Source organism: Pseudoxanthomonas sp. LjRoot206 (assembly GCF_056175725.1).
In genome coordinates this window covers 333,776-346,529 of sequence record NZ_JBGFFI010000006.1, presented here as the reverse complement: position 1 = coordinate 346,529, position 12,754 = coordinate 333,776, and the positions used below count along the sequence as shown (strand labels likewise).

Genomic DNA, 12,754 nt, shown 5'->3' with positions numbered 1-12,754 from the left:
GAGCCGGCGCGGCAACTGCCACGACAACGCCGTAGCCGAGAGCTTCTTCCAGTTGCTCAAGCGAGAGCGGATCAGGCGAAAGATCTACCTGACCCGGGATGCGGCACGTAGCGACGTGTTCGACTACATCGAGATGTTCTACAACCCAAAACGCCGGCACGGCTCCAATGGAGGCGTCTCTCCGGTAGAGTTCGAACGGCAGGCGGGACTATCAGGCTTGTAGTTGTCTATGAAACCCGGGGCGATTCAGTGAGATCTCGGCCTTCCCTCAACTTCCGGCTATTGCCTGGCGATGGCTGGCACGCAGGTGGACGCCCAGACCGCACAGACTTCCCAAGAAGAAATTCGTGGGGATGATGGAGAACCTCATCGCGCATGCCAAGTGAACCGGTCCAGTCGCCTGGCCATCACGATTGAGGCACCGTGCTGATTAGGGATCGTTTTCGGGAGCAGCAGATCAGCAGGTAATTTGAATTTCGCAGTGGTAAATGCGATTACCAGCTTGCGACCATTGACAGGTATCGGTGCCTAGCCGCCAAATTCGGACATCCAGTCACTCCATCATGTTGCCGACTGTCACATAACTAGTGTGGGCCATATGGGTCTGCATTACTGGATAGGACATCCAAGAATGGCTCAAGGAAGTAGCCCGCTGGCGGTAGTTGGCAATGCGTCCTCCGATGACGAGGAGCACCCAACCGACCTAGCGCTCGCAGGATTGGTGTTGCTGGCGCAGTACCACGGTGTTGCCGCGGATCCCAGCCAGTTGAAGCACGAGCTCGGCAATGGGTACCAGCCCTTTGACCACGTCAGCCTTCTACTGGGTGCGAAACGCTTGGGGCTGAAGGCCAAGATCGCAGAAGTGCGGGCATCTCGGTTGGACAAGATCTCGTTGCCCGCAATGGCGTTTCAGGCCGATGGTCGACACTTCATTGTCGCCAAAGCCAACGATCAACAGGTATTGATTCAGGATCTAGAGCTTCAACGGCCACAGATACTTTCGCGCGAGCAGTTCGAAGAGCGCTATGGCGGCCGTTTGCTACTCGTTGCTTCCCGTGCATCTGTATTGGGCGAACTGGCGAAGTTCGACTTTCGCTGGTTCGTGCCCGCAGTGGTCAAGTACCGCCGCATACTGCTGGAAGTCTTCGTCGTTTCTCTGTTCATTCAGCTGTTCGCTCTGATCACGCCGCTGTTCTTTCAGGTTGTGATGGACAAGGTGCTGGTGCATCAGAGCCTTACTACCCTGGAAGTCATCGCGATCGGCTTGGTTGCCATCGCCATCTTCGATGTCACCTTGAATGGCCTGCGGACGTACGTCTTCGCCCACACCACCAGCAAAATAGACGTAGAGCTGGGAGCTCGCCTTTTCCGCCACATACTTAGCTTGCCGCTGGCGTACTTCGAATCGCGCCGGGTAGGCGAGACGGTAGCCCGCGTCCGTGAGCTTGAGAACATCCGAAGCTTCCTGACCGGGCAAGCACTGACCTCGGTGCTGGACCTGTTGTTTACCGGCGTGTTCCTGGCGGTGATGTTCTATTACAGTTTCTGGCTGACCCTGATCGTCGTACTTTCCCTTCCTGTGTACGCGCTGTGGTCGGCCGCCATCACGCCGGTGCTGAGAAAGCGCCTGGACGAGAAGTTTGCCCGAGGTGCCGAGAACCAGTCATTCCTGGTCGAGACCATCAATGGAATAGGCACTGTCAAGGCCACGGCCGTTGATCCACGCATGACCCGCACATGGGATGCGCAGTTGGCGGGCTACGTGGGTGCCGGGTTCAAGGTCGCCCGCTTGGCCAACGTGGGCCAGCAGGGCATCCAGTTGGTGCAGAAGCTAGTGGGTGTCGCCATCCTGTTCTTTGGCGCCCGCTTGGTCATCCAAGGAGATCTTTCGGTTGGCCAGCTGATCGCCTTCAACATGCTTTCCGGCCAAGTTGCCGCGCCCATCCTTCGACTTGCCCAGCTTTGGCAGGATTTCCAGCAGGTCGGAATCTCGGTCCAGCGCTTGGGCGACATCCTCAATACCCGGACCGAAGTGCCTGGTAGTCGCATGATGCTGCCTGCGATACAGGGGCGCGTCACGTTCGAAGGCGTCGGTTTCCGATACCGGCCGGATACAGCAGAGGTCCTGGCAGGCATCGACCTGGATATCGCACCGGGGGAGGTCATTGGCATTGTGGGGCGCTCAGGCTCCGGCAAGAGCACGCTGACCAAGCTGGTACAGCGCCTCTATGTGCCCGAGCGCGGGCGCGTCCTGATTGATGGCCATGATCTGGCGCTGGCCGATCCAGCGTGGCTGCGCCGGCAGTTAGGGGTGGTGCTTCAGGAAAACTTCCTGTTTAACCGGAGCATCCGCGAGAACATCGCCTTGGGTGATCCAGGCATGGCACTGGACCGGGTCATCCACGCTGCGCAACTGGCCGGTGCGCACGATTTCATCACCCAGCTGCCGGAAGGCTACGACACGAAGGTGGGCGACAACGGGGCAGGGCTTTCTGGCGGGCAGCGACAACGCATCGCCATTGCACGAGCCTTGGTTACCAATCCTCGGATCCTGATCTTCGACGAAGCCACTAGTGCATTGGACTACGAGTCAGAGCATGCCGTCATGCAGAACATGCGGGCCATCTGCCAAGGGCGGACGGTTCTCATCATCGCCCACCGTCTCTCTACAGTGAGGATGGCCAACAGGATCGTCGTTGTCGAGAAGGGCAAGATCGTGGAATCCGGTCGTCACGAAGATCTGGTGGACCGCCCGGGTGGCCAGTACGCGCACCTCTACAAGCTCCAGCAAGGTGTCGCATGAAACACATCCTTGGTGCTGCCAAAGAGTTCCTGGCCCGTTATGGCCAGGCATTCTCAGCGACCTGGAAGGTGCGGGCACAACTGGACCCACCGAAGCGGTCGGAGGACGAACTGGCCTTTTTGCCCGCGCAGCTGGAGCTGGTCGAGAGTCCGGCGTCGCCGGCGGCACGCTGGACGATGCGGATCATCATGGCCTTGTTCTGTGTGGCTCTGGTTTGGGCGATCTACGGAAAGCTGGACATCGTCGCGGTCGCTACTGGCAAGACCGTCGTCGACTCTCGCACCAAGGTCATCCAGACCGCCGAAACCGCTGTGGTGCGCCGCATCCTGGTACGGGATGGGCAGGCGGTCCGGAAGGGCGATGTGCTGGTCGAACTGGATGCCACCGCGACCGAAGCCGATTTCGAGCAGGCGGGCAACGCTCTGGTCAATGCTCGCTTGGCTGCGCTTCGCTTTGAGGCGATGACCAAGGCGCTCGATGCGGGTGTTCTCCCCGCTGCTCCACAGGAGCCAGACCTGCCGAAGGAACGCTTGCTCGCTGAGTGGTTGCTGGCGGCCAGCGAACTGGCGGAGTACCAAGCGCGACGGCAGAGCTTGCAAGCAAGCATCGCCCAGCGCAAAGCTCAAGAGAACACGGTGCGCTCCCAGATCTCCCCGATGGAGCAAAGTCTGGCGATCTCCAAAGAACGTGTGGCTGATCTGGAGAAGCTGCTAGGAGGACAGTACGTCAGTCGGCACGAGTTCCTGGCGCGCAAGCAGGAGATGGTGGAGATGGAGCGCTCGCTGACGGCACAGCGCGCGACCCTGTTAGAGACAGGGTCGGCACTCGCAGGAGCGCGCGAGGAACTCCAGGTACTGGAGGCCGACACGCGCCAACAAATGTTCGAAGGCCTTCGCCAAGCACGTGAGCAGGAAGGGCAGTACCGGCCTCAGGTCGCCAAGACGCAGCAGCGAGACAGGCTCATGCATCTGCGCGCCCCCGTCGATGGCAACGTGCAACAGTTGACGGTTCACACCGTCGGCGGGGTAGTAACGCCGGCCCAAGCTCTCATGGCGGTAGTACCCAGTGAGGAATCTCTTGAGGTGGAAGCCACCGTTTTGAACAAGGACATCGGCTTCATTCGGCCCGGGCAGCGGGCCACCGTCAAAGTAGAGAGCTTCCCTTACACGCGGTATGGATACCTAGAAGGCGTGGTCGACACCGTCTCGCACGATGCAGCACAGGACGAGAAGTTGGGCTTGGTTTTCCCTGCACGTGTTCGGTTGACCGATGCCAGTTTGATAGTGGACGGCGTGAAGGTGGACCTGACGCCCGGCATGAGCCTGAGTGTCGAGATCAAGACAGGAAAACGACGGCTCATTGACTACCTGCTTAGTCCGATGCAGCAGCATGGTGACGAAGCGCTAAAAGAACGGTGACTAGGCCTTCTGCGCTACCGAGTAAAGTCCCATGAGCTAATGAAAGTAAGAAAGTCAGCTCATCAGCTGCGGAGTTTCAATCCACAAAATCAGATGAAGACTATTTAATCGGCAGAAAAAAAGGGATTATCAGAATGAATCACGCCTCGCTTTGGATTAACAGTGGTGTCTGTTCGCTCAAGATGCGGCTTTACTCGCTGAAGTTGCCGATCATGGCGATAGCGATTGCTTTAATGGCAGGATGTGAGGGCGAAGTTAGGCGGCCAGATTCCGCTCGTTTGGATTCGGCAGCTGATGTTTGCCAGAGATATATACATGTCAACTGGCTCAGCTTGAATCGCTCAATCGGTGCAGCGTCGTACGATCTAATCGACCAAGAGGGGAAGAAAAGGCATGTTCAAGCCTTGGTATTCCTAGGTGATCACGCACCTAGCCTGCAGTACCAGCAGTTGTTGCTGCCATCACCTAAGACAGCTGGGGTGGGTGGCATAGAAGCGCGCTCACCGTCCGGCGAATCCATCGTTCGTGACTGGAATATTGAGTACGGATTGCGAGGCGGCGCTGTCGGATTCTCCGACGGAAAGGGCTACGCCTACCGTGTCGAAGCGGATGCTTGGGGGTTCAAGGAAAGTCTAGGCCAGAAGAAGAGTGGCGTATGCATCCGATTTCCGGATGGACATAGAACATGGGTCGTTGAGCTGCCTTCCGCCCGGGCGCGATACGGTGATCAGCTGTCGCGACATTATGCCGAAGCGGTTCGCTCCATCTCCGCGTCGGATCCGATGCGACCTTCATTCAAGCAGTTTGCTGAGGCTGAAGTCATTGATGTTAATCATGACGGTCTGTATGACTACCCATCATTGGGCATCCTGTCATACCGCGGTAAGTACTTTGCGTTAAGGCGTCAGTCGGGCAGTGAGCAAGATCTGGATAGATTCGGAAAAGTCGTATTCGACGGCAATGGCAAGACCTGTGAACTAGACCCACCAGATACGCTTTTCATCGTAGCTGATAAAGAAATGTTTTATATGAATCGCAAGTGCAATCTCACCGAACTCTCAAAGTGAAGGAGCAGCAAGATGCCCGCAGTCAACTGGCAAGCCACGCAGAACTCGTACAACACAAAGAACGCGCTCATCAATAACAACGTCAATCGCGCCGACTGGATTGGCTTTCTGGACGCAATGGGCTGGATGGAGAACTCTGGATCCTACGGCGGCGCGGGTGGAAGCGGCGGTGCCTATAGTGGAATGTACCAAGTAGATAACGTTCAACTTAACTACATGAGCTTCTACTCTGGCATCGGTGATGATCTTCTCGATGTGAGTACTACGACCGACTTCCAGAACAGCGCTCTTGCGCAGGATCTTGCTGCAATCATGGAGTTCAGTGGCATCAACATGCCTGGAACGACAGCGTTTGTCAGCAAGTATACGGCGGCTCGATTGGCTGCCCGCGACAACTATCCGTTGCTCTATGCCAACTGGAACTCATTACTAGGTCAAACGATAAGCATCAACTACGTCGATGCCCAAGGAACGGTCATTGGAACCCACGTCGTCACTCTTACCCAGGCGGGTCTGTCGGGTGCGGCGCATCTGATCGGTCAGGGCGCACTCGCTAGTGCATTGAACGCAATCTACAACCAATGCTTCGACGCTAACGGGGCTTTAGTTACTGCGACCGCAAACCTGAGCTCCCAGGGGGATTTCGCTGACGGAAACGGCATTGCATTCTCGAACTATATTCTACTTTTTCAGAACTACGATCTCGCGCCGCTGATCAGCGCTGCGGACGACATGGCTACATTCAATGGACTAGCGGAGCAGTTGCTTACGCATAGAAGCGAGAAAATCAAGGACTACCTAACGAGCAATAATCGCGACATAGAACTCGAAGCGAGTGATTCATACAGAAGCACGATTAGAAGCATCGTCACCGCCTTTGGCCTTCCAATTGGTAGGTGGTTTGAGAAAGTGGACGGTGTTGTAGTAATTGGCACGAGGGCTACGAACACCTTCACGGAGGATAACGATGTTATCTTCCATCTTGGCTCCACCCCCGCGACGCTCAACGGTGGTGGCGGCGAAGACTACATCTACGGTGGGGACGGCGCAGATACTATTGAGGGCGGTGACGGAATTGACTACCTGAATGGTCGCGGCGGGGCTGATAGATTGCGCGGAGGTGGAGATCGGGATTTCTACAGCGTCGATACTCGGGACACGATCATCGATACAGGTGGTGATGGTAGTGTTTATTTAGAGAACATCCTATTGACCGACGGATACAGAAAAGAGAGCGATCCCCATAACGTTTATAGAAACGGACGATATACCTACGAACTGAGCGGAACCACCCTGATTGTCAATGGTGGCCTGAGGATTGAGCAATTCACCAGTGGGCAGTTGGGTATTACTCTGCATACCATTCCAGATGATGATGAGGCTAATAATGAGGAGCAGCCCGACATGGGGCAGGCGGAGATCCGCGCTTCTCCCTTGACGGTTGACCTTAATGGCGATGGTGTTGGTACGGCTGGATACAGTCGTGATCGCTATTTTGATCATGATGGCAACGGATTCCTTGAATCCACTGCCTGGGTCAATGCCAACGATGGACTACTAGTTCGCGATCTGAACGGAAATGGGGTTATCGATAATGGAGGCGAGCTATTTGGAGACAACACGCGCTTATCCGACGGGTCGCTCGCATCAAATGGCTTCATCGCGCTTGGCGAGCTCGATGAGAATCATGATGGACGCGTCGATTGGAGCGATGCTTCGTATGCGGATCTGCGCATTTGGCGAGATGTCAACGGCAATGGGCTAACGGAGTCTGGAGAAATCCTAACACTGGCGCAGGCGGGCATCTCTGCATTTCGGACCCAGTGGACTGCTTCATCTTTTGTGGATGGCAATGGGCAAGCACATAGGCAGGTTGGCACGGCGATCCGGACTAACGGAAGCGCTGCTAACGTTTCTGATGTTTGGTACACGACTGATGCATCTCGACGACTCAATCACGTCCAAGTCCCAGTTGAGAGCTTGGCCGACCTAGGTGCGCTTCCCGATGCTAGGGCATTTGGAAATCTGTCAGATCTTCGTCAAGCCATGTCCGTGGATGCAACATTGCGAGGGTTGGTTGAGGCCTACCTAGATCTGCAGGAATCCCCCCAACGGGACAGTCTACTCAAGAATATTATCTTTCAGTGGGCTGGCGTTACTCATATCAATCCGGTCAGCCGTGGAGACTTCGTAGATGCGCGCGAGCTGGCGGTCGTGGAGTTGTTATCGGCGCGACCTTACACCAATCAGTACACGCCCAATGATCCCAATCCTCGCCCCCAAGCAGGCAACCTGCTTACTGGCGAGTTCAACGAGTTCCTGCAGTACATTGGTGCCCAGATCGAAGCGCAGAGCTTGTACGAAGGTTCGGGGATATTCTTGGGAGGTTTCGCCTCTGGCTATAGGAATGTAGTTGTCAACTGGGACGCTTTCGAGCAATACATGATCGCAGCCCTTGACGAGCCCAACGTCGAGAGGATCACCGACCTTGTGAGATTGTCAACCGCGCTGGCTTCATATTCGCCGTCGATGAGAGCCCAACTCGAAGACGCCTATCTTGAGCTTGTTGCGCTGCGCCCTGGAATGGTACCGCTCATCGATGTCGTCAGTTCCGTAGTAGGCACTAGCGATACCGATGTGCTGCATGGAAGCGGCGGCAAAGATGCTATCAATGGCCGAGCGGGCGACGACACCCTGTATGGTCATTCTGGTGATGACATATATATCTACAAGCCAGGCGATGGGAATGATCGAATCTTCGATAGTTCAGGTAGCGATCAGATCTATTTTATGGGCGGTATTCTGCCGCATCACTTGTCGCTGACGCGCGATGTTTCTAGCATTATTGTTCGCGTCACCATAAATGGCTTCTCGAGTGAGCTGTATATAAACAACGTCTTCGAAGGTACGGAAGGAGCCTTGCGGGAGGGTGTTATAGAGCAGTTCCGATTCGAGAACGGTGTTCTCTGGAACCAAAGCCAGATCCTTGCTGCGGTCACGCAGCAAGCCACCAGTGAAGATGATGGCTTGTATGGATCATCTGCGGAAGAGGTGTTCTTCGGGCTGGAAGGGAATGATGAGGTCGCGGGTTATGGCGGCAACGATACCATCCATGGTGATGCTGGGGCCGATAATCTACTTGGTGGCACGGGCAACGATGTCCTTGACGGTGGAGATGGTGACGATACGCTTGATGCCGGCGCGGACGATGACGTTCTAAGTGGTGGGGCGGGTAGTGATGCGCTCTTCGGAGGCGCTGGCGAAGATGTGCTGGATGGCGGCTTGGGGGATGATCAGCTGGAAGGTGGCGAAGGTAACGATAGCTTCAACGATGGTGGAGGAAGCGACGTCGTCAATGGTGGGGATGGCGATGATGTAATTTTCTTGGCGGCAGACGCAGACACAGACCTGGTGACCGGAGGAAAAGGCAACGACGTCTACCATGTGGGCAGCGGTTCTGGGATAGACCGAATCGAGGGCTTCGATCAACTCGGGGCGGGTAGTGATGAGGTCGTCGTGGATGCATTCACCAGAGCGATGCTACTCAACTACGACACCAATGGTTATGACGTAACGCTGCACTTTGGTGACCCAGCGACGGGTGCGATCGTCAAGTCAATCGTGTTGGCCGGATTCCTTTCTACTAACTCGATCTCCCACTCGATCAGGTTTGCCGATGGAGCGATCCTGCAGCCACAAGACTTCAGACTCGCATACTGGTCCGGAACGGGATCTGCCGACACTTACACGGGTGGATTTGCACCGGACCATATAACGGGCGGTGGTGGAGATGACATCCTTAGCGGCGCACTCGGGCCTGACACGATCTACGGCAGCGATGGCAACGATCTCATCGAAGGCGGCTCGGGGGCAGACCGGCTATACGATGGTACCGGAGCTGACATTGTAAATGGCGGAGAAGGCGACGATCACATCTACGCAGAATTCCAATGGGGCGACGACCAGTACCGCGGCGGCTTAGGGAATGACACCTACTACTACATGGCATATGAAACCGGTGCTCACGACTATTTCGTCAGTACTGAGATCTTCGAGGGTGGGGGGGAGGGTGTTGATACTGTCATAACCAATTACTACAACTTCAGCCTGAATTCCACAGAGGTTGAAAACCTGATTGTCGAAAACACCGGGTACCAGTGGTACACGTACAACTATCAGTCCGTTATTGGCAGGCAGATATTCGGAAACGAACTGGACAACGTTATTCACGTTCGTGGAAATCCAATGGCCGGTGCGCACCTGATCATCGACGGTGGCCTGGGCAATGACACGATGATTGGAAGCAATGCCGCTGAGACCTATGTGGTCGACTCGGAGAACGACGTTGTCATCGAAGATGTTGCCTACACCTCCATCGATACAGTGCGCAGCTGGATCTCCTACTCGTTGGCCGATATGCCGAGTATCGAGAACATCGAGCTGATGGGAGTGGGGACCTTCGCCCTTGGCAACTCCGGAAGCAATCGACTGGATGGCTCAACAGCGGTGGGCGCCAATGTTCTTACTGGAGGATTGGGCGACGACACGTATGTGATTGATGGCGAGGATACTGTCGTCGAGCTTTCGGGCGAAGGTGTGGACACGGTTGAAGTTCGAAGCTTTGTTTCAGGCGGTCCAAGGACCTACTATGTCGATCCAACCGGCAGCAATATTGAGATCTTCAGACTGCATGCCGATGCTGGCGCATCAGGAATCGTCGGCAATGATGAAGACAACCTGCTGATCGGAAACGGCGGTGCGAACTATTTGTCCGGTGGCGGAGGAAACGACGAGCTCCGGTCAGGAGGTAGTGCATATCAGGTCTCTGACACGCTACATGGCGGGGCGGGTGACGATGTTCTCATTGGTCGTAGCGGAACAGCCGTGTACATGATTGGCGGTACGGGCGACGACGAAATTCGAATTGGTGGGGAGTCGTCCACCAGCATCAGCTTCAACCGCGGCGACGGCCATGACGTGATCCTGGCCAACAGCACCATCCCTTACGGAACTGCATCTATCAACTTCGGCATTGATGTCGACAGTTCCAATGTCCTCTGGACGAGGGATGGGAATGACCTACTGATACAATTTAACAATATAGCTACGGACAGCTTGCGTATCGTCGGCTACTGGACCCAAGAATCGGGTGTGGATGGTGTCAGCGGATTGGTGGATGAATTTAGTTTCTGGAATGAGCCGGGAACGCGCTCCGGTTCAACGGTTGAGGCTCTAGCCAACAGAGCACCCAGAAGCATTGCGCCTCCGGGGTGGGGCGCAGTCGTGCCCGTGGGGCAATCGTTTTCTTACACAATTCCAGAAGATATGTTTTCTGACGAGGATGTGGGGTCGCTGGCCTATGCCATCGATTACTTGCCGAGTTGGCTGTCCTACGACGCATCCACGCGAACCATTTATGGCACACCGCCCGCGGGCGAGCAGAATGCTTCCATTCAATTGACAGCGACCGACAGTTTCGGTGCCTCTGGATCTGCCTACTTCTACATCACGGTCATGAATGTGATTCAAGGAACCGCAGGCAATGACACGCTGACCGGTACGAGTGGCTCTGACATGTTGATAGGCCTCCAGGGTAACGATTCCTTGAACGGTGGTTTAGGGGCTGATCGCATGCTTGGAGGGCTTGGAAACGACACCTACGTCGTTGACACCCACGGGGATGTGGTCGTTGAGGATGCCAATGAGGGTGACGACTTGGTCAATGTATCGACCAGCTATTACGGCCTGTCCGATCATGTTGAGAGACTGACCTTTACCAGCTCGGCTGGTGAAAGCTCGGGTTACGGAAATGAGCTAAACAACACCATGACGGGTAACAATTCCAGCAATAGCATGTTTGGCTATGGAGGCAATGACACGTTGCTCGGAAATAACGGTAACGACTATTTATCCGGCGGTGACGGCGATGACACCCTCAACGGCGGCAGCGGCACAGATGAGATGTACGGCGGTTTTGGAAATGATCGCTACATAGTTGATGTCAATGACTACATCGAGGAGGCCGAGGACGAAGGGATTGACCTGGTCGAGGCAGCGATCACGTACACACTTGTCGAAAACTTCGAGAATCTGACGCTCACCGGAACCAGCGGCATTTCCGGAAATGGTAACTCGCTGGGCAATGTAATTATTGGCAACAGTGGCGCCAATACACTTCGCGGCTATGACGGTAACGACTATCTGGACGGCGGAAGTGGGAACGACACGATGATCGGCGGTGCCGGGGATGATACATACGTCGTAGGTGTTGCCGGCGATGTAGTGACTGAGTTAGTAGGCGAAGGTATCGACACGGCGATCTCGGCCATAACGTACACGCTGAGTACGTATCTGGAGAACCTGACCCTATCGGGGACGTCGGCGATCAATGGAACCGGAAATTCCAGCGCAAACACACTTGTCGGAAACAGCGGCGCGAATGCTCTGTCTGGCCTGGGGGGCCACGATGTACTCGAAGGCAAAGGTGGGGCCGACACACTGACCGGCGGCACTGGCAATGACGTCTACATTATGGCGCGTGGCTATGGCAGCGACACTGTTGTCGAGAACGACGCCACTTCCGGGAACTTAGACGTCGCGAGGTTCCTGAGCGGAGTTACTTACGACCAGCTGTGGTTCCGGCGACCATCCAGTAGCAATAACCTGGAAATCACGATCATTGGTACCTCGGACAAACTGATCATCAAGGACTGGTACTTAGGAAATCAATACAAAGTCGAGGAGATCCGCACCTCGGACGATGCCATGCTGTTGACCATGGCAAATGTCCAGACGCTGGTTTCAGCAATGTCGGGAATGACCATGCCGGCGCAAGGACAGACCACGCTGACTACTGCTCAGCGGAATCAACTGACGACGGCATTTGCTTCTGCATGGCAAAGCCAACCTTCGCAGCAGAGGGTCATGACGTCATTGCCGGCATCTGCTACAGAGGGCGAGTTGCCGAGCGTCCCGACTAGGCTCGCTTCACCCGGGGGCCATGTATCTGAGGTCCTCCAGGCGTCGAAGTCGCCATCTGGACTGTGCGGGGGAATGATCTTGGACGAACTCAATGGTATCGACCTTCTGCCTAGTTTGCGAAACGTGCAGATCAAGCCGATGCTGGTGGGCGGTGATCCATTGCTGGCCGAGCGAGGGATCCCCACCAAGCCTTTGCGTATGGACGTAGGCGATGATCTACGACTTCTGATTGAAGCCATGGCTGGCTTCAGTAGCTACGGACAAGGTAGCCTTGAGGTGCATCAGGCGATTGCTCCCCACGACGTGCGTATTGCGTTACCCCTCATCTAGAAATCGAGTGTGCGCTCGTCATAAGGCGAGCGCACACTGGAGGCCTGTATGGGTAAGGGATGTTTATCGAGAGTAGGGCATCGCAAGATCGCCCTCGGTGACCCGCCACGCCGTCCAGCCACCCTACGGGCTGATACATGCATTTACGCTCTCTC

The 12,754-nt window shown here is 55.6% G+C and carries 5 protein-coding genes; all 5 read left to right on the top strand.

Annotated features, from left to right (window positions below):
- The coding region (locus AC04MD_RS19210) for an IS3 family transposase (protein ID WP_475498808.1) at positions 1 to 223 on the top strand (223 nt) is incomplete at its 5' end.
- A 408-nt stretch (positions 224 to 631) separates the two neighbouring features.
- Positions 632 to 2,803, top strand: a complete 2,172-nt coding sequence (locus AC04MD_RS19205) for a type I secretion system permease/ATPase (RefSeq protein WP_475498807.1) — start codon at positions 632 to 634, stop codon at positions 2,801 to 2,803.
- Entirely contained in the window at positions 2,800 to 4,221 is a 1,422-nt protein-coding gene (locus tag AC04MD_RS19200; RefSeq protein ID WP_475498806.1) for an HlyD family type I secretion periplasmic adaptor subunit, read from the top strand. Before AC04MD_RS19205 ends, AC04MD_RS19200 begins: the two co-directional genes overlap by 4 nt.
- Positions 4,222 to 4,355: 134 nt before the next feature.
- On the top strand, positions 4,356 to 5,288 hold the full coding sequence (locus tag AC04MD_RS19195; protein ID WP_475498805.1) for a hypothetical protein: 933 nt from the start codon (positions 4,356 to 4,358) through the stop codon (positions 5,286 to 5,288).
- Between the two features lie 12 nt (positions 5,289 to 5,300).
- A complete protein-coding gene (locus AC04MD_RS19190; protein ID WP_475498804.1) occupies positions 5,301 to 12,599 on the top strand; it encodes a putative Ig domain-containing protein in 7,299 nt (2,432 codons plus the stop codon).
- Positions 12,600 to 12,754: the final 155 nt, after the last annotated feature.